Genomic DNA, 24480 nt, shown 5'->3' on the forward strand with positions numbered 1-24480 from the left:
GCGTTATAACGCCTGCTCCTTGGCTGCGGTACTCGTAGCTGGCCCTGAAAGCCTCTTCGAAAACCAAACGGCGTCCGGGGATTGAGGCCAAGTTTGAGGTTTTTGAATTCGAATGGCCTCCCAGTATAACCCTTGTTACCTGCCTGAAAATCCGTTATGTCGGCCAGGTTTCAGGATGAGAACATTGGCATGGGCGAAAAGTGATAAGAGCCTGCCTGATAGTTGCACGTTTTCGTAGGTCACTGATGCGATTGATAGCGGTTAAACTGGAATATCAGCCTGTATCGGTTCATTCCCTTGCCAGAATCTCACCTATTCTTTCGGCGGCGTGACCATCCCAAAGGTCAGGGCATCTTCCGCTTTTGTATCGTCCCGCCAGGACTTCTTCTAGGCAGTGACGCAACCTGTGCGGGTCGCTACCCACCAGCGTGCTGGTCCCTTCAGTCACCGTAATCGGCCGCTCCGTATTCGGCCGCACAGTGAGACAGGGGATGCCCAAGGCCGTACTCTCTTCCTGCAACCCTCCTGAATCAGTGATCACCACCTTGGCCTGCGAGGTTAATGAAAGAAACTCCAAGTATCCTAGTGGTGGTAATGCCCAGATCCTTCGACGTCCTGTTCCCTGGCCGTCCAGGAGGTGCCCTAACCCGAATGCCTCAATCCTGTGCCGTGTGCGGGGGTGAATCGGAAAGACTACGGGAAGCTCGGCCGCCACTTCTGCGAGAACCTCCAGGAGACCTGAGAGCGTCTCGGCGTGGTCCACGTTGCTCGGCCGATGAAGCGTCACCACTGCGTATCTGCCGACTGGGAGTCCCAAACGCTGCGGGGTGCCAACTTCTCGGGCGCGCGGCAGAAGAGCCAGCAGCGTATCGATCATCACGTTGCCGACGAGGTGAATTTGCTCCTCGGGATGCCCCTCCCGGACGAGGTTCTCCACACCGGACGGCTCAGAGACGAATAGCATGTCCGCGACTGCGTCGGTCACGATGCGATTGATTTCCTCCGGCATGGAGCGGTCGAAGCTCCGCAGCCCCGCTTCAACATGAGCCACCGGAATCCCCAGCTTGATGGCCGCAAGGGCCGCTGCCATTGTTGAGTTCACGTCGCCCACCACAATGACGCGGTCAAATTTTCGGCCGTCGGGCGTGCCCGCCAGGAGCACTTCCTCCATTTTTTCCAGAATTCTTGCGGTTTGCTGGGCATGTGTCCCCGAACCAACGTTGAGATGCACATCCGGTCGCGGCATCTCCAAATCCTGAAAAAACACGTCGCTCAGTTGTGGATCGTAGTGCTGACCGGTGTGAATCAGAACGGGACGAATCTGGGAGTACGCCCGCAATGCCCGCAAGATCGGGGCCATCTTCATGAAATTCGGTCGCGCACCGACAACGCAGGCAAAAACCTTCATCGTCACCCCGTTTGTCTCAGCAAGTCCATAAATAAAGTTCCACTTCAGTCGCTAGGAAACCTACCTTGCGGAATAGCCACGATCAAGACCGCTGCCCAGGCCAAGATCCTCTGGAAAACAGTCCATAGAGCCCGGGTTATCAGATAATTAGGATTATAGAAATGTGATGTCAATTTCTTTCTTCAAAGAAAAACACTATACACTCGTGCCCGCAATGCACGATACTTGCTGCCCTATCGCTGACAACGCATCCAGCCGATTCCACATCGTGGCTACGGATTTGCCAAATGAGGACGTTGGGCGTGGTTCCTTCCAGCACCAGTTCGTGGGCCGATTCTTTCACACCAAACTGGGGAAAATAATTTGCCGTTCCATGCTTCCAGGTGTGCCCCGAAGCCGATCCGGGCTCGATCATCAACCGAGCCGGTGGGAGTTCCAGCAGTGCCCCGTTCTCAGAAGGACTGCAAATATTCCACTCGCTTGGAATGTGGAGCCGACTCGCCAAGCTTGCCTGGGACCGCCCCATCACCCAATCCGCGATCAGCCATGGTCCCTTCTCGATACAGATGATCAGACGTCTGACCTCGGGGCAACCCAGATGACGGTACGCATTGTGCGTGCACCACGCATAGTGGAAGGGCCCTGCCCGATCGCAATGCATGTTTCCCGGCCAGCCACGGCGCCCCATCCGGAAGCGTGACCAAACGTCACACTGATTTTGCCCATTGATTTCCAACGTGTTATGTGCGCGAGTACCTCGGCAATAGGCTCGTTCAGGAGAATCCTCGTAATCGTACACCCCGGCATCCACCACCAACCTTTTCCCACCCCAGGATGCCTCAAAAGTCAGCAAATCAGCATGGGCATGGGCGGGCAAGTGGTCCAGACCGACGGGACCGGCGTCGAAGATAAGGAAATTTCCACCTTCGCGATAGACCCAGTAATCGCCCACCTGGTACGACACAGCTCGCTCCGGCTCAAGGTTGGGAAAGTCCATTCTCAGTCGCGCAAACACCTGGCGAGGCGAAGGTGTTAGATCGAGTGTGCTATCGCCGAAAAGAGGGATTTGGCCGTCGGGATGGAGCACCTTTCCTAGGAATTCCGCCATCTTGGCGATTACCGCATCCAGATAATCGGGAGCACCTCCCCAGGCGGCCTGGAACGCATCTCGCATGTCGGCGAGCGCCAGCAGAACATCGACATGGTACATGGGCGAGCGTTCAAAATGCTCTCCGGAACTGAGAATCTGTTCCTGGCACTCGCGAAAAAGCACCTTAGAGGCGGTGCGTAGCCATTCGTCGGGTTCAGACCCCGCAAAAAAAGCCCCCGCCACCGCCAGCCCCCGAAGGTTTTGAATAAGATGGTTGCCCCTCACATCGAATTCCAGATTCTTCCTCAGCCACCGCGCCTGGGCAGACAGCGAGTCGAGCACCCGCTGCGCTAAAAGGCCTTCGGGCGGATACACAGAGAAGAGCTTAACCCAAACGGGAATGCGTCTGGAAACGACATACGGATGCCACGCGTCGGGCGAATAGGCACTTGAAGGAAGGCTGTAGCTTTCTATCCAATTACCAATCCAATTCCAAATTTGGTGAGGTGCCGCAGGCAAGACGTCGCCCCCGCACTTGGGTAGAAAAAACTCGTGGTAGTGAAGATGAAATCGGCCAAGACGTGAGACGATCTGTCTCTCGATGACCCGCCACTCTAAGTGGAAAGAAGTATAATACTCTCGGTTGAGAAGCCGGAGCGTGATTCCGCGGTCGTTCAGCACGAGGCGGGCACCTTCGGCGACCGGCTCAGCGATTCCATCAAGCGGTCCACGGACTTCTAAACCCCTTTGGACACAAAGCCTTCGCACCAGCCCCGGCGCCCGATGAGCCATACTCCTCGCAACAAAGCGATAAAAAATCTGTCGCGGTCGGTAGTATCGAAGGGTATGATAAAGGCGAGAGATGGTAGGCTGCACAACAGGTGGGGCTTATTACTGACCAGCCCGTGTGAAGCAGGGAGATTCCAGACGTGTACCCCGGGAATCCTGAGCACACTTTGCCATGCCCGCCGATTCGCAAACGACGTTGAGCATTTTTTCCGCGAGAGCGTCTCGGGAATAGTTCTGCTGGAGATATTCGCGCACACGTTGCGGATAGTCCGCAGGAAAGAAATTGCCCGCGCGAAGTTTTTCAATGCACGCCAGCAGCGACTCGGCCGATTCCGGTTCCATTGCCACCCCTGCCCCAGCCTCTTCGACAATTCGCAACGCTTCGCCGCGGACGCCCATGATGATCGGCTTGCCCATCGCCATCATCTCGAAAATCTTGCTGGGAATGACCGTCTCAAACAGTTCCGTCTTGCGGAGATGGACCAAACAGGCGTCAGCACTGGCGATGACCCGGGGCATCTCCTCTTTCGGCAACCGACCAGTGAAGATGACCCTGCCGTCCAGGCCCCGCCGCCGCGCTTCGTGTTCCAGTTCTTCTTTTCTGGCCCCCTCCCCTACCAGCCAGAACACAACATCGTCACGACCACTGTCCCGCAGCTTTTCGGCGGCCTCCAGGACGACGTCCAGTCCATGGGCCATGCCGATTGTGCCCACGTAAGCGCAGACGAATTTCCCCTCTCCGTTCCATCGACGGCGGAGCTCGCTGTCGACTGGCTGGGGGCAAAAACGTTCCAAATCCACGCCGTTCATCACGACGGAAATCCGCTCCGGAATGTTGACCTTTTCAAGGATTTTCCTGCGATAGCCTTCACCCACTGCCACAATATGGTCGGCCGAGCGATACATAACTCTCTCGAGAAACTGTAAGAATCGTAAGATCGGTCGAAACCGGATGGCCCCGACGGTTTCAATCGACTCCGGCCAGATATCGCGGATTTCCAGCACAAACGGCCGCCGCCGCAGTCGCGAAAGGATCACCCCGGCCCAGCCGCAAAAGAATTGTGGGCTGGTGGCGACGATGATGTCAGGGCTTTCGACCCACAGGCCCGCAAGGACACTACTTAACATATATGAGAGGTAGTTGATGATTCGTCTCACTGTTCCCGCGTTGGGAGCGAGGTAGGTCCACACCCGGATTACCTCGATTCCGTCTATCAATTCCCGCTGAGGTCGGAGCCTGTTTTTGTAGCCAGGAAAGAGAATGCCGGTGGGACAGTTTGGATTGCAGGTGATGACGGTAACCCGGTGTCCTGCCCGAACCCACCGCACAGCATGTTCATAGGTGCGGCTGGCCGGAGCGTTCACTTCCGGCGGGAAATAATGAGTGAGAAACAAAATGTGCATAGTCCGGCAAATATGCCCACTTGGTCGCTACCGCGTTATTCCTGCGCGTAGGCTCAAACCAAGCTTGTTCGCATAGTACTCCACAATATCGCGAATAATATCATCAAGCGAATAGCGAGGTCGGTAGCCGATGGCTTTTTCGATCTTCGTCAAATCAGGAACGCGGCGCTGCATGTCCTCGAAGTCAGCCCCGTAAGCTTCTTCAAATGGAATATAGCGAATTTGCGAGCGGCTTCCTGTAATATTGATCACCCGCTCTGCCAGTTCCCTAATAGACACTTCCTCCCGGTTGCCTACGTTGAACACCTGCCCCCTGGCTTCCGGCAATTCCATGAGCTTCACCAGTGCTCCCACGGCGTCCTTCACATGGCAAAAGCAACGCGTCTGACTGCCGTCACCATACACCGTCAGCGGCTCCTCCTTGAGCGCCTGCTGCACAAAACGGGGCAGTACCATCCCGTATTGCCCGGACTGCCGCGGTCCCACCGTGTTAAACAGTCGCACGATCACCACGGGCATCCGCGAATGGTGCCAGTAGGCCATGGCCAAAAACTCATCGAGGGCTTTAGAGCAGGCATATCCCCAGCGGCGACGGTAGGAGGGGCCGATGACCAGGTCGTCATCTTCTGAAAATGGGACCTTGGTGGATTTGCCGTACACCTCGGAGGTCGATGTAATTAGGACCGGCTTGCGATATCGGGAACATGCCTTCATCACCACTGAGGTGCCGTGGACGATTGTTTCAATCGTGCGGACCGGCTGTTCCACGATCAATCGCACCCCGACCGCGGATGCCAGGTGGTAGACCCGATCAGCCTTGGCCACGCACTCGCGGACGATGCCTTCATCAGCGATGTCGGCACAGACAAGTTCAAACAGCGGGTGGCCTTCCAGGTGCGCGACATTTTCATGGCGTCCCGTGGAAAAATCATCGAGCACCGTCACGGAATGGCCACTGGCAATCAGGGCATCGCACAAATGAGAACCGATAAACCCCGCACCACCGGTAATGAGGATACGCATGTTATATCTCGCAATCAGTTCTTAAGGTCAGGAAATATCACCTGTTTGTTCAAACCGTCCTCTTTCAATATAGCTCGAACCAACCCCACGAGGTTAGACGCCACAACCGGGTGACGCATCCTCTGGTAGACAGGTTCCCAAATTTGGTGCACCCTGTTTTTGTCGGGCCGCTTCAACAAATAATCTCTCATAGCCTCGGCCAGAGAATGAGGATCCTCCGGGGCAACAACTCTTCCAACCTGATCATCGTTGATCACGTCGGGATAGCAGCCGACCAAGTTCGAGACCACCACCGGCAACCCCGACGCCAGCGCCTCCATAACCACTACCCCCCAGGGTTCTGTCCGGGAGGGGAGGACAAAAAGGTCTGCAGCACAGTAAAACCTTGGCAAATCTTTCGGCTGCTGAAATCCAACGAAATGAACGCGATCGTTCACACGGAGCCGAGCCGCCTGCTCTTCCAGCTTCGTCCGTTCTGGGCCATCACCGGCGATCAAAAGCTGACTGGGCACATTTTGAACCACCCGCGCGAAGGCTTCCAACAGGATGTCCACACCCTTTTTATTAATGAGCCGCCCCACGAAAAGAACCACAGGCTCGTTTCCCAAATTCATACTTTCACGAATAACCTGCCGATTTGGGTAAAGAGCAAAAGCTGTGTGGCGAAGAGAGTCCAAATCAGGCGAGTTCGGAACAAATGCACAACGATCAGCCCGTCCACCGTATGAGATGAGGTATTCCCGCGCTAGTTGCCCTGTCGGAAGAATTCCGGCAGCCCCACCAACAACCCATCGGACAAGCGGTGTTTTTAGGGTCTTCCGGTACCGGGCCCGCTTCAAGCCGTGAAAACTTTCGCACATCACAAGATACGGGATCCGCTTTTTTCTCGCGTACCACGCCGCAGCCAGCATGGTGAAGTGGTTGTATCCACCGAGAATGATCGCATCATACCGCTTCGCACGCAGTTTCTTCAGAATCGACGGGTTCCAGTAGCCATTATGCTGGCCCAACCATGCGCGGCCGGGAAGTACCTCTGCATGGAACCTAAATGGCCAGTCGATCTCCCATGGCCGATCATCGCCCTTGGCGTAACAGTAAAACACGTCCAGCTCAACGCCTGGTTGCTCGGCGACCGTATTCCAAAATGGATCGCGGTACGGCGTCGGCTGAGGTGTGACGACACAGAGGCTGATTTTCGAGCGATCAGAATATTCCATCGGTTGGTATTAAAGCTGTCTATTATCGTTGTCTATAGAACTAGATGAATTACAGGAGTTGCTCGTTGTATTCACTCCAGCAACTGCCGCCATCAATACCTCCCGAATGGAATACTGTGGCTGTTTATTAATGTTCAGATGTATCCTTCCAAGGTATTCACCAATAATCCCCAAAGCGAGCAATTGTAACCCGCCGAGAAATAATACCGCCACGATCAGCGACGCATAGCCAGGGACGGCGATATTCCCAACGATCTTCTGGACAAAATAATATAGCCCCAGAACCAGGCCAGCAAGAGCCACCACAAACCCGGTGGCCGAGACTATTTGAAGTGGCAAAAGCGAAAAATTCGTAAAAAGGTTCATCGCCAGAGTAAAGAGCTTGGCGAAATTATAGCCCGATTGGCCGAGCTTCCTCGGCCGATGCTCAACCTCAATTTGTGCGATCCGATCCGTGTTCCAAGCGAGCAGTCCATCAATGTAAGTGTAATTCAGGTCATAGGAAAGAATCGCCTCCACCACCTGCCGCCGCATGACCCGAAACGCACTGGGAGTCACGTGTGTACGAAACACCAGCTTATAAAACGTCACCACAATCCAGGACCCCAGGTTGCGCCATGGCGCGTGGCTGCGCTCACGAGGAACCCCATAAACGACATCCGCCCCCGTTTGCTCAATGGCCCGAAGTAGCTTCGGGATTTCCTCCGGTGGATGCTGCCCATCATCGTCCATGGTGATGATGTAATCCCCCTTTGCATGCCGAAGCCCACACATGATTGCATTGTGTTGGCCGAAATTGCGCATCAATTGAATGGCCTTAATCACGTTCGGTCGCTCTTGGTGTATGCGATGGAGGATTGACCAAGTCTCGTCGGGACTGCCATCGTCTACCAGAATGATTTCGAAGGCGATCCCGGCCTCTGCCAGAATTCTTACAACCCCCTCGACAACCTGCTGAACGGTGTTTACCCCACAATAGACGGGAATAACCACCGAAATAGAGGGCATCATGCCATTGTGTTCCACGACGGCGGTTTCAGCCACACGTGCCACACCCGAGAGCGAGCCAGTTCTTTGTATCCGGACGAGCGATACAAACCAAGAGCCGGCTCATTATGCCCCTGAGTTGCAACCGTGATTTTATCACCGCCAGTTGCTGCCACGTAGCTTTCCGCGGCGCGAACCAGTCGCGATCCAATTCCTTTTCCTCGAACCTCCGGTCTAACGGCAATGAGCGTGATTCTTCCAGCCCTTTCCTGCCGTCGAACCGAAACAAATCCCATAATCCGAGTATCGCTCAAATAACCAAAGCTTGCGTCTGCGAGGATGCCCCGGAGGCTGTTTTCCGCCCAAATGCGAAAAAGTCTTTCTCCAATCGTTCGAGGAATCATCGGGTCGCACATAAAGCGCGAATGTGAGCCCGCAATAACCCCCAATTCCGAGATTTCTTCAACATTACAATTAATTTCGGTAAGTGCCACGATACTTTCACGCTCTTCACGGAGATTAGGAGCATCCGTCAGCCCTTTTTCAAGTTCCACACGCTGGCATGTAAATACGCTGATGACATTATTGAGAATACTGGCTGGTGGGGCTGCGTTGGGCGGAGCGAAGACATAAAGAAGCGTCACATTGATCTTTCGGGCATCGGCAATGGCCTCAGCAATCTCGCTCAGATTCCCTGACCAGTCCGTCCGCGCGACCGGGAATCCGAAAAAGTCACTATCCCATTCCAGCACAACGGGTGTCATGAAACTCCGCAGCCAATTTGCCAATCACTATGCAGAAATAGATGCAGACTCTCGACAAAACGCATTGACTAGATTCACAACCCGTTGCTGCTGTTCCATCGAGAGTTCGTGAAACATGGGCAGCCTTATCACGCGGGATGCTAGATCTTCCGTCAAAGGCAAATCCCCTAACCTATATCCTAATCGGCTCCCCATGGGCGATGAATGGAGCGGCACGTAATGGAAGATGGCAAGGACGCCATGATCGCAAAGGTACCGCAACATTTCGTCCCGTTCCTCCCCTGTCCGCGCGAGAATATAGAATAAATGATAATTGCTTTGACAGTCCGCCGGTATGTGCGGCAGTCCCAGCAACCCGGCCTCTGCAAGAGGGCGAAGAGCAGCCCGATAGTACTCGTAAATCTCCCGTCGGCGGCTGGTGATCGAGTCGAGGCACTCCAGCTGGCCCCACAAAAAGGCGGCCAGAATTTCCGCCATCACGTATGACGAACCCACATCCACCCAGGTATATTTATCTACCTCTCCGCGGAAGAACTTCTGTCGGTTGGTGCCTTTGTCGCGGAGAATTTCTGCACGCTCGATAAACCGCTCGTCGTTGATGCACAGGGCCCCACCCTCGCCACAGATATAATTTTTCGTCTCATGAAAGCTGTAGCACCCAAGATGCCCGATAGACCCCAGGGCACGCCCTTTATAGAAGGCATTGACTCCCTGGGCGGCATCTTCCACAACCAGTAAATTATACCGCCGGGCAATATCCATAATCGTGTCCATCTCACAGGCAACGCCCGCATAATGGACGGGCACGATCACCCGGGTTCGCTCTGTAATGGCGGCTTCAATCTTGGTTTCGTCGATATTGAGAGTATCCGGGCGAATGTCCACAAACACCGGTTTGGCGCCGACACGCACAAAGGCGCTGGCCGTGGAGACAAACGTGTACGAGGGCATGATGACCTCGTCGCCCGGCTGAAGATCGCAAAGCATCGCGGCCAGCTCGAGGGCAGCCGTCCCGGAAGGCACCAAGAGGACCTTTTTGATACCGAAGCGTTCTTCCAGGAATCGGCTGCAGAGCTTGGTGAAATGCCCATCCGCGGCGATATTTCCCATCGTCACCGCCTGGGCAATATAGTACAGCTCTTTCCCAGCGATAAACGGCTTATTGAAGGGGATCATGGAATCTCGTACAAGGCGCGTGTTCTGACACAGACGGCGCAATATAACCCAAAGGCGATCGCCATAAAAAGCGCATAAATATGCAGCGGCCCTAAAACGAAATTATATAATGCGCCTTGTAAAAATGCAGACGATGCCCCAAATCGATAGACGAGATTGTAAGATAGGGAACGCAATAGAAAGAGTGACATGAATAACGTTAGAACGCTACCAATCCAAGTTAAACCGATACCACGTACCGCTACGGTCCATGCTAGAAGAATAGGAAACGCCAGCAAAGCCGAATCGTAGTATCTATGGTAGGTAAATGTTAAAAACGCTGGAGCTAATATTGCAAGCGATATTAGTACGCCGTCTTTTCTTACGGCGGCGACATAACACGCCAGGATCGTGACCGAAAAGAGCAGGCCTAGGGTGAGCGTGTGCGCGATCGTGCGGTCAATCCCGAGCGTGTTAAAGAAAGCTACGGCTGCCAATGTTGAATATTTACCACGGGTATTAGCTGAAAACCAGCTGTGAAAGCCGGACTCGTCGTAGCCGCCAACATGTGATAGTCCGGCCAAAACTGAATGCGGTACTTTGCTCACGTCGTGCCCAGTCAGCATAAGCCATCCAGTGGCCAGAATGTTAAGGGTTGCGAATATCGCTATAGCTAAAATGATCGGCCTGGTATGTCGCCCGAAAGCTAGCACTAATATTATTGGTAGGGCCAGCGGATACTTGAGTGCTAGGGACAGTCCAATTGCGATGCCTGCGCTATGTGGCTTTTGTTGGATAACGAATAATGCTCCCATAACTGCAAGTGGTGCGGCAATATTGCCGGGGTTCCCGCTCTTTGCAGTGAATCCTGCCAGGAGGCCTATATGCAGTAGGCACAGCCAGGTTACGGCAGCCGGTAAGGATAGTTTTTCATGGCACATTCGATACACCAGTACCAGGGTGCCACAAGCAACGCCAATCGTTACGATCTTGAAAAGCACCCATCCGGTCGGCTTTTCGAACAAAGCAAAAGCCGCCCAGAGTAGCATTGACGATGGAAGATAGGGATTGCCTCCAGAGTACACATCTTTTCCTTCGAGAAAATCGCGTCCGAAATTATGCACGGTGTGGAAATCGGGATGGTAACTGCGATAATAAAAAAGGGGCAATGCCACTAGATTTATGGAAAGGAGCGTCAAGCAAACAAGTTGGAATGCACGTGTGTACGGTGAGACCTTTGTAGTGGCGGGCCGGAGATTATTTGCGGATTGAACCGAGCTGTGGGTACCATATTGGGCTTGAGAAAAAGGGAAATCTCTGCGAGTGTCCATTTTAGTCACTGTTGTTGTTTGTAGAATTCAGGTAATAAGACTTCGACCTTTAAAGGATATATTAGACAGGCCAAGCTGACGTCGTCTTTCCAAGAAGCTGGAAAACCGGTAGCGAATTTCGGTTCTCACAAGCATCTAATGGTTTGGGCCGGGTAGGTGGCAGGCGTGTGGTGCCGTCTTTGACTAAGGCATTAACCAATTCGCACGTGATGTGACGGCGCCGAGGCTCAATACTCGCCTACCCTATCTGCCTATTGGTGTCGTTCCGAAAGAAAGTTCCACGAGTAATATACTCTAATTTCTACATCAGGGCGCTAAAAAATTGCGAAAACTTGCGATCATGCAGACCATTCCGGTTGCTTTCTTTCCGTACTTTTCGGTCCGGCGTCGAAATCTTCTCGCTACAGTGGGCGAAGGGCTACACTCGGCTAGTTGCGATCTGGGTACCTTGCTTACTTGTAAACAGCTGGTGAGAGGCTTAAAAATTCTGATTCTGGACTTCTGCGGATGTGACATGTTGAGAACCGGTCTGCCTAAACTTTACCACTTCGCTTTCTTTAGCTACCATCAAAGGACGATGGATTGTCCGGACGGAGGCCTTAGGTCACTATGCAAAACCTCAATATCGTGCGTGCATTACGGGCCCACCTCACCCCGGCGGCGAGGTTGGCCGCATGGAATTTCTTCTGGATGGCGCTGGGCCGGGTGGTCGGTGACGACTATCTCGTAGGGCGTATACACTTGGCTCAAAAGACTGTCGGTCCATCGTATTGCGTCATGCGGTCAGTTGTACACGCATACTACCACCCAGGCGAGCGGTGGCTCCTGGTTCTCTGGGTGGCTTATGGTCGGCTCGGACTGTGTGTTAGTGAATGCGTCGTCGTTCATAACGATCGGGACGCTTGGAACGTGTGAAGGTCACAACGGCAAACAAGCGATAAACCCAGCGCGGCGGCAGAAAGAGAAGACAAAACTCAAGAAAAATACGTAGCCGATCGCCGAGGTCCATTTCCGTGCCGAAATACTCTTTCTTAATGCGGATTGTCTCGCGAAGAACGTGCCGAAGGTGTGTCGTTTTGGATCCGCCCGATGAGTGAATTCGATACCGGGTTAATGCCTGAGGAATATTAGCAAATCGGGCGCCGTTTCTTAGCATTCGGCACCACAGTTCGTAATCTTCCACGTAGATCTGACCGGAATACCCGCCGATCCGGTCTACCGAGGGCCTGTGGATGACGGCAGCGGGCTGGGCGATCGCGTTGTATCGCCGCATCGTCCGCATAATCGCATCGTGACACTCCGGATAGCGGCGAAGGCCTACGAGTTGCCCATTTTGGTCGATGATCTCAATCCAGGATCCGAGCACCCTAATACTCGGATTCACATGGAGGAACTCCCACTGCTTTTGCAGACGTTCTGGCCTGGCCACGTCGTCCGCATCGAGGATTGCCACCCAGTCACAGCGTGACTCTTTGAGGGCCTGATTTCGCTGGGCAATCAGGCCGGTTCGTTGGTCATTATGAATATAGCGTATTCTGCTGTCTGAAAGCAAATCGGAAATGATTTCCCGGCCATCAACTTCCGAAGGGTCTTCGACGATGATCAGCTCAAAATCTTCAAATGTTTGATTGAGGACACTCTGCACCGCTTCGCGAAAATAAACTGGATGCGGCCGGTAAACACACATGTTGACAGAAATTAATAACTTTCCCATAGAAAGTCACCTCTTTATCGCAACGACCACGAAAGCCTTAGAAATTATCCACAACAGCGGGATTCGACGAAGCAGCCGCGCTCCTAGGCGATAATACCACACGTCTCCTTTCATGGTGTTAGCCAAATTAGCTGGTACGACAAAATAAAATTCGCGAAATCCGGCCGCATTGAGAAGTCGGCGGAGGGTCCAGAATGTTGGAGCATAGCATGCATCACTATAATCTGTACCCTTGCCCGTCAGCCGAAGGTAGATGTTCGCCAGGGAAAGTGGCAAATAGGACAGAAAGGGCAGTCGGTAGTGAACCTCAATTGGCCAAAGCTTATTAGGGACGACTATGAATAACACCCCATTAGGACGCAGAGCGTGGAAAATGCGTTGTAGGGCCTGGAGCTGTTCTCGAATGTGCTCGAGTACGTTATCCAGAACTACAAGATCATAAACGTTATGATCCGAAAGAGTCTCAGCCCCGATGTTCGCGAATGATAAATTGGCAAGATGCTTTTCCTGTTGAATCCTCACAGCCTCGACATAGAGCGTGTGGCTAGGCTCAATTCCTTTCACACGTTTACAGCGCTTTGCCAACTCCGCCGCCGTGAATCCATAGCCTGAGCCGCAATCTAGAACCTCCCATTCGCTCACGGGTTTCGACAGGTAGGGCGAACAGGTGTCAATTATTTGACACGCCAGTCGCTCGGCAATGCGCGAGCGTTCGTAAAGCATTTTTTCATACTGTTGTTCGTAAAGGGGTCTGTCATCCATTTCGAATAAGTCTGTCACGTAAGGGCTCAAGACCAACGAGTGGGTCAAGGGACATGGAATGACAAGGTTCTTTTGTCCCCTATTCGCGGCCTGTCAGTGCCTGCCGTATAGCCATCTCCCGTGCCAACTGCGTCACCATGTTCTCCAATCGGCGATAGCGATTGTAGAACACCCGGAGGAAAAACAGCAGGCCGAGGGTCACAAGGTACAGGACAAAGTCGCTCCCTCGGGTGATTCCGAAAGCGCTGGCGGCCAGGGACGTGATCGGCGGGTAGGCAATGGCCACCGCACCGGCTGTCCAAACGACAAACCAGAACAGGCCGGCCAACCAGCTCGTTTGCCCGCGGCGGAGTCGCCAGAGGTTGCTGAGGGCGGCGAAGGCGCAAAGCGGCACAAACACAATCTGGAACAGGTTCATCGCATGACCCTTTCGGCGATAATCTGCAGGGCCAACCGGAAAACGTCGCTCGTGCGTTGTCCTTTTCTCAGTGAGTCCGCTGAGTATAAGATCGTGGCTGGCCCCTCGGCGAATCGCAATTTCTTGACACGAACTTGGTGTAAAAGGTCAATTGGGTGTTCGAAGCGGTTCATCGTGATCTTGATCATGCGAGCCGCTTTAGCATCCATGAGACGCAGACCTGTTGTAACATCGGTAACCCAGATTCCGCACAACACCCAAACGGCCGCGGATGCAACTTTGAGCATGACCTTCCGGTGGAATGGCATATCAATCGCTTTTCCCAAGAATCGCGATCCAAACACGATATTGGCTTTGTTATTCAATAGAATTTGCATCAACTTGGGCAAATCCTCCGCTCGATGTTGACCATCGGCGTCGAATGTAGCAACATATTCAGCCCCTTGCCGTAACGCGAAGCTGATACCGGTCTGGGTTGCAGCACCAGCACCCAGATTGACCGGATGACGCAGAACCCAAACGGGATAGTTCAGGGCGACCTCCGCCGTGTTGTCGGCCGAGCCGTCATCGACAACCACCACCGACCGGGCCACCTGGAGCAGGCTCTCCAGGGTTCGGCCAATCCGCGGGGCCTCGTTGAATGCTGGAACGACCACAAAACAGGACTCAGGCAGAACGGAATCAGCAAGCGTCGTCATGGTTTCACCCCGTCGCTGGCAGTCGCTCCACAACCCCGGCTGCACACAAGGTGAGAAGCGTCACATGGATGAAGGTCTCCGGGGCGATGAGCGGCCGCGAATCTGCCAGACTGGCCAGAAACGCCGCGATAGCGCGACTGTGCCCCTTATCCGCCGTCCAAAGATTTTTTTTGTGCCGCCGGATGCCGTCATCGAGGATCAGCGTCTTAAAATCTTCCAGCACCGCCGAGCAGCCACCGGCGTGGACCTCGATCCGCTCTTTACTGAAGCCCGGTGAACCGTTAGTCGAATAAATGAGATGACAGATGGAACCGTCTTTATAACGCACTAAAAACTGCCCGTCGTCACGCGGTGAGACACCCTGGGGACTAAGGCGCTGCAGTTCCAATGGCTCCGAGTCAGTCAGGAATGCGAAGAAGTCGAAGAAATGGCAGGCCTCGCCGATGATGCGGCCACCCTCGGCCGGGTCGGCCAGCCAGTGGTCGCGCGGAATTGGACCGGCGTTGACACGATAGGTGACGCTGAGCGGCCCTCGGCCTTTTGTGAACTGTTTTAATTCCTGGGCCAGCGGGGCGAAGCGGCGGTTGAAGCCCACCATGAGGTGGCCACCCGTTTTTTGTAAAGTTGCCTGCACAGCTTCGAGTTGGTCCGGAGTGATGGCGAGGGGCTTTTCGCAGAAGACCGCCTTACCGGCCTCAAGGGCCCGGCACACAAGCGGCGCGTGCTGCGAGTGCCGGGTCACGATGAACACGACGTCCGTGTCTGAGTCGTTCAGAATTTCGTCGACATCCGTTGCGCACCATTGGAAGCCGTACTTTTTGCCCACAGTTTGGGCCGTCATCCCCGAGGCGGTCACAATTCCCCGAAACCGCACCTGGGGCAGCTTTTTCAAAATGGGGAGCAGGACTGCCTGGGCGAAGTTGCCCGCCCCGATAAAGGACACACCCAGCGTGGCCTTGTCGATCGGGCGGGCCGGAGCTAGCAGTTCGATTCGCCGGGCAGAAGCCGTCTCACGGGAGGGATACGTGAGGACGATTCCCAGATAGGGCTCCCTGCCGTGGAGCATGAGCTCAAAGGCCTCGATTGCCCGATCGATGGGGAAACGATGCGTGGTGAGGATACTCGGTCGAACGGAACCGGCCGCGACTAATTCTAAAAATGCCTGTAAGTTTCTCTGCTCGGTCCAGCGAATATATCCCGGTGGATAGTCGTGGCCATGTTCTTCATAGTCGGGATCATAACGACCCGGTCCGTAGGAGCGAGAAACAATAAACGTCAGCTCTTTTTCGTAATAGGGTTTTCGCGGGATATTCATTCCCGTGACGCCGACCATGATGACCCGGGCACGGTCCCGTGCGAGTTCGGCGGCCAGTTCCACCGGGGCATTGCTGGAGGTGGCGGCTGTGATGATGATCGCGTCGGCACCCAGACCGTGTGTCCAGGTCCGAACGGCCGAGATGGAAGCCGAGTCAGGCGGCAGAGCCAGTGAGGCGCCCCCGGTGAGTGCGAGCTCGCGTCGCGCGGGGACCGGATCGAGGCCCGCGACCTGGCAGCCGGCAGCCTTCAGAATCTGCACAGCAAGCTGGCCCAAAAGCCCCAGGCCGATGACGACGACGTATTCGCCGACTTGCACATCGGCATTGCGAATGCCCTGCAGGGCGATGGCGCCCAGCGTGGCGTAGGCCGCGTCTTCGCAGGCGACGCCATCGGGAATCGGAGCGGCCAGGAGCTCGGGCACGGCGTTGTATTCGGCGTGATTGGCTATTCCCGCCCCGGCGCATGCCACCCGCTGACCAACACGGAAATGCCGCACGGCAGGCCCCGCGGCGACGATTTCACCCGCACAGCTATAGCCAAGCGGCATCCAGCGGTCGAGCTGCTGCTGGACGCTTCGGAGCGTGGCCCAGAGGCCATCGCGCTGGAGTTTGGTCAGTACTTTCTTGACGAGATCAGGCCTGGCCCGGGCTTTGCCAAGCAGTCCCTTCCGGGCAAGCTGGGCGACCATGCGCTCGGTGCCGGCGGAAATGAGCGAGGCCTCCGTGCGGACCAGCAGTCTATTCCCACCGACCTGCGGAAGCGGAATATCCGCAAGCTCTAATCGACCATTACGAACGTTTTGGAGGAGTTGGTACATGGGGAGAAAAGAGTACCTTGATCCAAGGACCAAGCCACTGCTTACGTGGAACTCGGCGACTAATAGCAGGATTTCAAATGCGTTACAACGTCATCCAATCATAGCCCAACACAAGGCAAACATACCGCTGCAAGAGGACTTTGAGTGCCATCTAAGGTTCATGCAGAATAGTCGCTAATAACTTCCTGGGGAATTTCATCAAATAAATGTGTCGGCCTTGCAGGGGCGTACTTGCCGGCACTTCGTAAGCGCCACACCCAGCCGAATCGCTCAGCAGCCCGCATTCGCAGCGCAACATCTTGTGGCCGGAAACCAGGGTGAACTTGAATTCGATACAGTCGATAAGTGCATGACTTTGGAGAATTAGTTCCACGTCGGGTTGTAGCCACGGTGTAATAAATATTTTGTTCGCGAATAAGCGTTTCGATTCTACGATTAAATATCCCAAATGGATACGCGAAATGTAAAATTTCAATTCCGAGCTTGTCTTCCAAGATGTTTTTTGATTCCAGCAACTCCTGGCACAATCTCTGATCGCTGCAATATGTTAGAGGAATGTGCGTGAGAGAGTGTGCTCCAACCTCGTGCCCACGCGCCAGCCATTCTTTTAATTCTGACCAATGCATTGCGAAACCGATTTTACCTCCTAGTTCGAATTTCCGCTGTTTTACATAGCCCGGCACGGCATATAAGTGCAGGCCTTCAGATTATGGCCTTCTAAAATCGGTAAAACGGTCTCATAAACACTTTTTTCTGCATCGTCGAAGGTGATCGTCAGTAACGGTGAAGTATGTCTTGCGTCACCGAGTCTCCTAAGAGCTTCAGAAATGGTTGCGACTTCGAACCTTTCTTTCAGCCATTTAACCTGCTTTTCAAATGCTTCGGCACAATTCTTAGGCACATCATGATATAGCAGAATGTACCACCTGTGCCGAGGCCACCTCGATACTGTAGAAAAAGCAAACGCTCTGAGTAAAACCTCTTGATACCTCATCATTTCTGGGATCCGAGCAATGCCTGCTCGTAAATGGAAGTCAAAACACTGACGTGAAAGCCGATGGTGAAGGGTTTGACTTTGTCGGATGTCCCGATCGACGTAATAGCCCCGCCTCCTCGCGAGATTCAAAGCACACGACGCCCACTCAGAAGGGGAAGCCGACAGAGACAAGAACTGGAGGTTCTCTGATAGGATTACCTCTCTCGTGACATTGTCAGAAGCCACGATGGGAATGCCACACAATTGTGCCTCAACAAGTGCAATTGGTAAACCTTCCCACTTGGAGGGAAAAACCATTACATCGAGGGCACCCAAGAGCGTATGAACGTCATTTCGATAACCCATCATGCGGATATGATGGGATATTCCCATACTCCTAGCCATTTTTTCGACCTTCTGACGAAGGGGACCCTCTCCAACCAGTAGCAGGCATGCGTCTTTCCGACGATTAACCAACTCTCTGAAGACTTCGAGCAGAAATACGTGATTCTTTGCCTCTAAAAAATTTCCAACGTGACCCACTACGAAAGCGTTTGGGTCAATATTGAGCTCGCGCCGTATGTCGTCTTGATTCAGATGAGGGCTGTGGATCGCGGGGTCGATACCTCCAGGAAGGATATGCAGTTTTCCACGCTCCTTCGCCTTCTTTGAGAATTTGCATCCAAATAGCGAGTACGCCGCCGCCTGAGAGCACGCTAGCCAATGGGTAGGAAACAGGTTGATCAACTTGCTGACAACTGTAGGCACAACCCGCAAAACAGTCGTCGTTTGTCTGCCCGCTGTTTGAGCATGCGCTATTCGGACGGGCACGTGATTTGAGGCAGCAATTTGCAGGGGCACAATGCTAAAAAAATGGTAATGGGTGTGCACAGCGTCATACGCATTATTTTTGAGAATCTTGCTAAGAGATCTTCGGTATCCAAGCAAATGTTTCCTATTTGGCAATCGGTAAATCTGGGCCCCCTGCGCAAGAAGGTTTTCTGGAGCCTCAGACGAGCATTCCATATGCACTGCGAAGTCGAAATGAAAACGTCTTGGATCTAGGCGATCCCTAATGCGGCTTAGCCATTTAGAGACTCCCCCTCCGGACAACCTGGGCAAAACATGAAGCACTCGTATAGGACGGTTTCCCATTTTAGGGTTACCCATCAAGTTGCACTCCCAATCTATTTATCGTCAATGCAGCCAGCGACCTAAACAAAAGGAAAACCTACGCGAAAACAGTTGTTATATATATGCAAAGCTTAGCACCGAATCCTATCGAGAGGATGAATCGGCCAGCCATAGCGGTCTCTAGGCAGATTTGTTTTTTGCCGGGGCGTTAATAGAAGCTTGATAATGTCGCCAAGTGTTCCGCGGCGTCTACCACTGTGATAAACAGGGTCATAAAGAGACGAATCCTGGGCGGCGCTCAGCATGTGCAAGCCTCGCTGCTTCGCATATCGTGCTATCTCGTACATTCGCTGATGGTCTTCGCGGCTTCTATACGGAATGTCAGGATGGATCCCGCCGATACCGTCGACTGCGGAGCGACGAATGAACTGATTGGGACCAGTCCATGCATGGATACGAGGAGCTTTACCAAAAACTAAGGCAACTGTGCGAAGAATCCGAAACAACGGATGCGTGTACTCATAAACGATGCCCGTGGAAAGGGCGATCACGTTATCGCGCTCTTTCAAGGTTCTTAAGTTCGTTTGCAAAATGGTAATGTGTGCAGCCAGCTGATTTCGATTTAAGGGTGGAACTACTCGGGCATCGCAATCGGTAAGCCACACGAACTCAACTGTCGGAGCCATACAATCGTAAGCCGCTCGGCGGGCCTTGCCCATACCGGGAATGGGCGCAAATGCCCTCTTAACACCGCAAGCTTCAATGACGAGGGGTGTTTCATCTGTGCTCGCGTTGTCAGCAACAATCAATTCCGCTTCGCCGGGAACCACGTCCAAAAGCGTATAGGAAACGAGAGTAGCGAGTAATTCCATCGCGTCGTTTCGTGTTGGCATCTGGATTGAGACGACAGGAGAGCTGTCGCTAAACTTAGCCGTAATTCGTTCTCGAATCGGCTCGCAAAATCGCCTAAACTCAGTCTCGCCAATAAGCTTACATACATTCGGTTCGCGTTGCTTGGCCCGCGATTATGCGGCATTTCGACACAGAAAGTAACTTAGATATTCATCCCAGGACCAAGATTGCCAATCCCGCAGGCTAGGGCGATGTGACAAGAGCATGGTTTACCTTTTCCGAAATTACTCTGATAACTTGGTCCTCATCTCCCACATTTTTGCATTGATATGAAACTCTTGAATCGCTTTTAACACGGCATAAATGAAACCTGGTTTACCGTCGAGGAAGCCCAGGCGGATGACGTACATGTAAATGAATCTCAGAAGAGGCCGGCAAGGCAGCCGAATCCACAGCTTTTTCAGCCATCGTTTGCGTTCGACCGGGTTACCAAGCAACCGTGCAGGGATCGAATGTGAAAGATCCTTCCCCTGCAGTAAATTGAGCCGCAGTTTAGCATCCCAGGTAGAATAGTTGTTATGCCGGACAATCCAGCGGGAAAGATCTTTATAGTCGAGGTGTAGCAGAGGCTCCCGCAAATATCCCGCTTTACCCTGAAGGACGACGTGTTCGTGGACTTCTACATCGCCCGCCGACTCTAATTCCTCGGTATCTAACTTTTCATATCGGCCAAGCTCATGTCTAAATAGTCGCAAATTCCAACTGGGGTAATTCCCGCCAAAGCGGAGCCACCGCCCCATAAAAATGAGTTTCCGATTCAGGTAATATCCGTCGAACCGGGGACCTTGTACAAACTCCTGTCGTATTTCCCGTTCGAGCTCGGGGGTAACCCGTTCGTCGGCATCCAGTAGAAGAACCCATTCGTTGCGAAAAGGTAAATTTTCCAGGGCCCAATTCTTTTTGCGAGGCCCGCCGGGTACGAATCTAAACTGGACCACCTTCGCCCCCATTGACTCCGCGATGGCGGCGGTCCGGTCCGTACTACCCGAGTCGACGACAAACACCTCATCGGCAAAACGGACACTTTCGAGGCACGCTGCGATATTCTGTTCTTCGTTGAGAACGGGCACGATAACCGAGATCGGCAGAGTGTCTTGCTTCGGCCGATCCGGTTCTTCGGCAATATTCGACCTTTCAGCAACTATACCTTCCGACATTGGGCAACCTTGCAATACACCAGTTCCAACTGATCTGCCACCGCCTGCCAAGTTAGGTGCTGTTGTACATACTCCCTTCCGCGTTGGCCGAGTTTGGTCTTATCGGCCTGGAGGATTTTTCGGATTCCCTCGGTCAGTCCTTCTACGCTGTCGTCAACCGTGAGCCCACAGCCAGAGGCATTGACATAAATGTGGCTGGCCACGCCTGGCGTCACCACAACTGGCAAGCCGTGGGCCATGGCCTCAACCACCACCACGCCGAAGTTTTCCGACTGAGACAGCAAGAACACGATGCTGCACCAATCATTTATTCTATGCATGTCAATGAAAAATCACCGTTAAGTATTCCCCAAGTGGAAGAATAGAACCCTTTCTCTTGTGAACATACCGCCGAAAAAGTTCTGTGACACCCGGGTAATAACGCTCATGAAGCTCAATAACCAAAGCGCGACAAGTAGTAAATAGGGTAGTGTCGAACAAAAGCCCTTCCGCACCCTCGATATCGCACTTTATAAGGTCCACCGGTCCACCTACAGCATGGACGAGCTCATCTGGTGTGACAACTGGCACCGTAAGTCCGAGGTGTTCTGATTTGGTGCGAAAAGACACTGTTAGAGCCTCTGGGTTCTCGATAACAACTGTTTCTTTTCGGGGCCAACATGCTGCTTCGACGACATGTACGTTAGTATATGGTCGGAGATTGCGCCGCAGTATCCTAGCATTGTCTGGATGGGGTTCCACGCACAGGATTTTGGCACGTGGCCATACTGCAACATACAGCAAGCTACAGTACCCCACATTTGCCCCCAAATCGACGATGGAACGAGGTTCAAAAGAAAGACTGGGCAAACACTCTCGATCTCTAACAATCTTTCGAAGTAACGCGAAGTCACTGGCATCTCGGCGAATCCACACACGTGATGGAATACCCCGTACGCGCACACCAAACTCCTTGGATGCGCAGAGTCGGTGCCAAACGATCTCAACCGCTCCTCTGAACCCGAATTCGCGGCAGTAGGCTATGAAGTTTCGGATTCTACCTCGCCATTGGGACCTAGCGGTGCGCATTCTTGTAGGCTTCAAGGTCAGCTTCCAAACATTTCAGGAAATCATCTGGCTGACAGAACCGTTTTGCTTTATTTGGTATATGCCGAAATAACTCTGCGGCGGCCACCGGTCCACTGCCGTTCTCCAGAAGAATACCATTAATCAGCGTACAGAACCGGTGACGGTACTCTTCGATTTTTTCCAGGACGCACGTTCGCACCCACTCTGGATGGAGGTTACGCGACGCAAGCTCATCCACAGCACGGGCTACGCTTTCTGGATTGTCATCTGCTATCAAGAAACAACCCTTTGGGAAAAGCGTGTCTCGTCCTCCCCGACAATGCGTGGAAACCACCGGTATGCCGCATAGCAAGTACTCACCAACAGCCTGACACTGTCCTTCTGTGGCACTAAGAGCGAGGCCAACTTTGGCACTCGAGATAACGGTGCGCAGTTCCGAACCTACAAGTTTTCGATATGTTCCAGTAACCCAGTTGGCCCAAGTCGCGTGGCTAAGAAGGCTCTTCGTACTATCGAGATACCGTACTTCGCTCGGGCTACTTGGCCGCAGATGGATTACAACCAGAGAGGATACGTTTTTTGCCAGGTAGTGTCTCTTGAACGGGCTTGGTCTGGCGTTTAAGCAAGCTAAGTACAATTGTTTAGTCCGCTCTGGATAGTATTCGTACTCACTTAAAAAGCAATTCTTATTGATGTGAATTGCTGTGAGTCCTAGTTTCTTAAGTAATATCATTTCTTGTTCTGAATTACAAAGGAATATCAAAGCATGATGGGGAGATTTTCGCTCTAAAGTCCTCGCCTGCCGCCGTAATCGTACAGCGTGATATAAGGATTCCATTGACCAGGAAAATGCGACCAGAATTGTAACCGGCACACTCTCAAGTTGATTGGATATCCAAGCAACGTTCCAGAGCGACCGCATCACGGATGTCATAATAATTAGAGGTTTAGGGTGGATTAAACAGTAGTTAAATGGGCCTGAGGGCCGCATCGCATCGTGCGTGACCAAGGCTTTGATCGAGCGTAGGAACTCCCGAATTGTGCCCATGGTTCCGGCTATTGTGCTCCAAATCAAGGATTTATTTGGTTGTTAACCGTATCTGTTGGTTTACAGACCGGTTTCTCCTGCGAGTCCTTTGGTTTCGAATTATTGCTGCATAGACTTCACTTATCTTCTCGCTCACTACAATCCATGTTAGGTGTTGTCTCACATACTCCCTTCCGCGTTGGCCGAGTTCGGTCTTATCGGCCTGGAGGATTTTTTTAATCCCGTCGGTCAGCGCGTCGACGCTGTCCTCCACTGTCAGCCCGCAGCCTGAAGCGTCCACGTAGATGTGGCTGGCCACGCCCGGTGTCACCACAACTGGCAAGCGGTGGGCCATGGCCTCAACCACCACCACGCCGAAGTTTTCCGACTGAGACGGAAGCACGAGAACGTCAGCCGCCTCGAACAGTTGTCGTTTTTGATCGCCCGTCACAAAACCGAAGCGTTTCACCTGTCCATTGAGTCCGCTTGATGCGATGGCGGCAGCAAGTTGTGATTCGGCACCCGCGTCAGGCCCGGCAAAGATAGTAAATAAATCTGGATATTCTGAAAGAAGTTTAGACGCGGCCTGAATGACCCAATCAGGACGTTTTTTCGGAGTTAATCGGGAGAGATAAAGAAGCACTTTCGCCCGCTCCGGTATATTTAACGCCCGGCGTGCTGCCGGAGCATCGGTTTGCGCATCCTTCACGCCGGCTACTCCATGGGGTATAACCACCACATTGTTCAATCCAAACTGTTCGCGCAGCTCATCTTTCTCGGCGGGAGTTGTTGCCTGAACCGCCGCGGCCAGTCGCAGGTCCTTCGCCACAAAGAGCGTGGTGAACCACCTTTTCATTGCGGTGCGGCCAAGGGCCATGCAACGGGGGGCGAAGGTACCTGCGGGGCGCATGATATAGGGGACGCCGAACCTGCGGGCCAGCCGGGGGGCGAATGTCGTCAGGTGGCTGAACACCCCATGGATGTGGACGATATCGGGTCGAGCATCTAAATCCGCCAGCCGACGCCGAAGCCACCGATATGCTTGTGGGGTCCAGGTAAATCGAGCAACGGGGCGCGTACGACCATAACCACGGGCAATGAACAGCTCGGCCCCTGAAAAGGCTGGATCATTGTTCATTCGCTCGCGAAATTGATCATCCGGCATCCACGGTTCGGCAGATTGGGCATTGGTCGTGAGAATACTCACCTGATGGCCACGCCGCACCTGCTCCTGGACCAGGCCCCTCAACGCGTGGCTTGGACCACCGGACCGGGGATCAATGCTGTGGATGATGTGGAGGATACGCACGGA

22 protein-coding genes are annotated in these 24480 nt (G+C 53.4%); all 22 read right to left on the reverse strand.

Annotated elements, in window-relative coordinates; genetic code table 11:
• Window positions 1-289: 289 nt before the first annotated feature.
• The gene (gene wecB / locus THTE_RS09050; RefSeq protein WP_095415131.1) at window positions 290-1408 is read right to left on the reverse strand and encodes a non-hydrolyzing UDP-N-acetylglucosamine 2-epimerase; all 1119 of its coding nucleotides are present in this window, start codon (window positions 1406-1408) and stop codon (window positions 290-292) included.
• A 169-nt stretch (window positions 1409-1577) separates the two neighbouring features.
• Window positions 1578-3290 (reverse strand): heparinase II/III family protein, encoded by a 1713-nt coding sequence (locus THTE_RS09055; RefSeq protein WP_095415132.1) that lies wholly within the window; start codon window positions 3288-3290, stop codon window positions 1578-1580.
• 99 nt (window positions 3291-3389) lie between these two features.
• The gene (locus tag THTE_RS09060; RefSeq protein WP_095415133.1) at window positions 3390-4691 is read right to left on the reverse strand and encodes a glycosyltransferase family 4 protein; all 1302 of its coding nucleotides are present in this window, start codon (window positions 4689-4691) and stop codon (window positions 3390-3392) included.
• Window positions 4692-4718: 27 nt separating this feature from the next.
• On the reverse strand, window positions 4719-5714 hold the full coding sequence (locus tag THTE_RS09065; protein WP_095415134.1) for a GDP-mannose 4,6-dehydratase: 996 nt from the start codon (window positions 5712-5714) through the stop codon (window positions 4719-4721).
• Window positions 5715-5728: 14 nt separating this feature from the next.
• On the reverse strand, window positions 5729-6931 hold the full coding sequence (locus THTE_RS09070) for a glycosyltransferase family 4 protein (protein ID WP_095415135.1): 1203 nt from the start codon (window positions 6929-6931) through the stop codon (window positions 5729-5731).
• A 9-nt stretch (window positions 6932-6940) separates the two neighbouring features.
• On the reverse strand, window positions 6941-7975 hold the full coding sequence (locus tag THTE_RS09075; protein WP_157731976.1) for a glycosyltransferase family 2 protein: 1035 nt from the start codon (window positions 7973-7975) through the stop codon (window positions 6941-6943).
• On the reverse strand, window positions 7939-8682 hold the full coding sequence (locus tag THTE_RS09080) for a GNAT family N-acetyltransferase (protein ID WP_095415137.1): 744 nt from the start codon (window positions 8680-8682) through the stop codon (window positions 7939-7941). The genes THTE_RS09075 and THTE_RS09080 overlap by 37 nt, the downstream gene beginning before the upstream one ends.
• A gap of 27 nt (window positions 8683-8709) precedes the next feature.
• Entirely contained in the window at window positions 8710-9858 is a 1149-nt protein-coding gene (gene rffA / locus THTE_RS09085) for a dTDP-4-amino-4,6-dideoxygalactose transaminase (RefSeq protein WP_095415138.1), read from the reverse strand.
• Window positions 9855-11036: a glycosyltransferase 87 family protein gene (locus THTE_RS09090; protein WP_157731977.1), complete on the reverse strand. Its 1182-nt coding sequence runs from the start codon at window positions 11034-11036 to the stop codon at window positions 9855-9857. Before THTE_RS09090 ends, rffA begins: the two co-directional genes overlap by 4 nt.
• 997 nt (window positions 11037-12033) lie before the next feature.
• A complete protein-coding gene (locus THTE_RS09095; RefSeq protein WP_095415140.1) occupies window positions 12034-12882 on the reverse strand; it encodes a glycosyltransferase in 849 nt (282 codons plus the stop codon).
• A 6-nt stretch (window positions 12883-12888) separates the two neighbouring features.
• Window positions 12889-13662 carry a class I SAM-dependent methyltransferase gene (locus tag THTE_RS09100; RefSeq protein WP_095415141.1) on the reverse strand — a complete coding sequence of 258 codons (774 nt, stop codon included), beginning with the start codon at window positions 13660-13662 and terminating at the stop codon, window positions 12889-12891.
• Between the two features lie 61 nt (window positions 13663-13723).
• Window positions 13724-14062 carry a DUF2304 domain-containing protein gene (locus THTE_RS09105; RefSeq protein WP_095415142.1) on the reverse strand — a complete coding sequence of 113 codons (339 nt, stop codon included), beginning with the start codon at window positions 14060-14062 and terminating at the stop codon, window positions 13724-13726.
• Entirely contained in the window at window positions 14059-14760 is a 702-nt protein-coding gene (locus tag THTE_RS09110) for a glycosyltransferase family 2 protein (RefSeq protein WP_095415143.1), read from the reverse strand. The genes THTE_RS09105 and THTE_RS09110 overlap by 4 nt, the downstream gene beginning before the upstream one ends.
• Before the next feature lie 4 nt (window positions 14761-14764).
• Window positions 14765-16894: a bi-domain-containing oxidoreductase gene (locus tag THTE_RS09115; RefSeq protein WP_095415144.1), complete on the reverse strand. Its 2130-nt coding sequence runs from the start codon at window positions 16892-16894 to the stop codon at window positions 14765-14767.
• A gap of 158 nt (window positions 16895-17052) precedes the next feature.
• Complete coding sequence (locus THTE_RS18645; protein ID WP_095415145.1) at window positions 17053-17520, reverse strand: polysaccharide deacetylase family protein; 468 nt, start codon at window positions 17518-17520, stop codon at window positions 17053-17055.
• A 41-nt stretch (window positions 17521-17561) separates the two neighbouring features.
• On the reverse strand, window positions 17562-19040 hold the full coding sequence (locus THTE_RS09125; protein ID WP_095415146.1) for a glycosyltransferase: 1479 nt from the start codon (window positions 19038-19040) through the stop codon (window positions 17562-17564).
• 95 nt (window positions 19041-19135) lie between these two features.
• Window positions 19136-19876: a glycosyltransferase family protein gene (locus tag THTE_RS09130; RefSeq protein ID WP_095415147.1), complete on the reverse strand. Its 741-nt coding sequence runs from the start codon at window positions 19874-19876 to the stop codon at window positions 19136-19138.
• Between the two features lie 264 nt (window positions 19877-20140).
• Window positions 20141-21073, reverse strand: a complete 933-nt coding sequence (locus THTE_RS09135) for a glycosyltransferase family 2 protein (RefSeq protein WP_095415148.1) — start codon at window positions 21071-21073, stop codon at window positions 20141-20143.
• Window positions 21058-21393: a glycosyltransferase gene (locus THTE_RS09140; protein WP_095415149.1), complete on the reverse strand. Its 336-nt coding sequence runs from the start codon at window positions 21391-21393 to the stop codon at window positions 21058-21060. The genes THTE_RS09135 and THTE_RS09140 overlap by 16 nt, the downstream gene beginning before the upstream one ends.
• A gap of 1 nt (window position 21394) precedes the next feature.
• Window positions 21395-22141 carry an FkbM family methyltransferase gene (locus THTE_RS18650; protein ID WP_095415150.1) on the reverse strand — a complete coding sequence of 249 codons (747 nt, stop codon included), beginning with the start codon at window positions 22139-22141 and terminating at the stop codon, window positions 21395-21397.
• A complete protein-coding gene (locus tag THTE_RS18655; protein WP_095415151.1) occupies window positions 22128-23189 on the reverse strand; it encodes a glycosyltransferase in 1062 nt (353 codons plus the stop codon). The genes THTE_RS18650 and THTE_RS18655 overlap by 14 nt, the downstream gene beginning before the upstream one ends.
• 31 nt (window positions 23190-23220) lie before the next feature.
• Window positions 23221-24477 carry a glycosyltransferase gene (locus tag THTE_RS09155; protein ID WP_095415152.1) on the reverse strand — a complete coding sequence of 419 codons (1257 nt, stop codon included), beginning with the start codon at window positions 24475-24477 and terminating at the stop codon, window positions 23221-23223.
• Window positions 24478-24480 lie beyond the last annotated feature (3 nt).

This window comes from Thermogutta terrifontis, from assembly GCF_002277955.1.
GTDB lineage: Bacteria > Planctomycetota > Planctomycetia > Pirellulales > Thermoguttaceae > Thermogutta > Thermogutta terrifontis.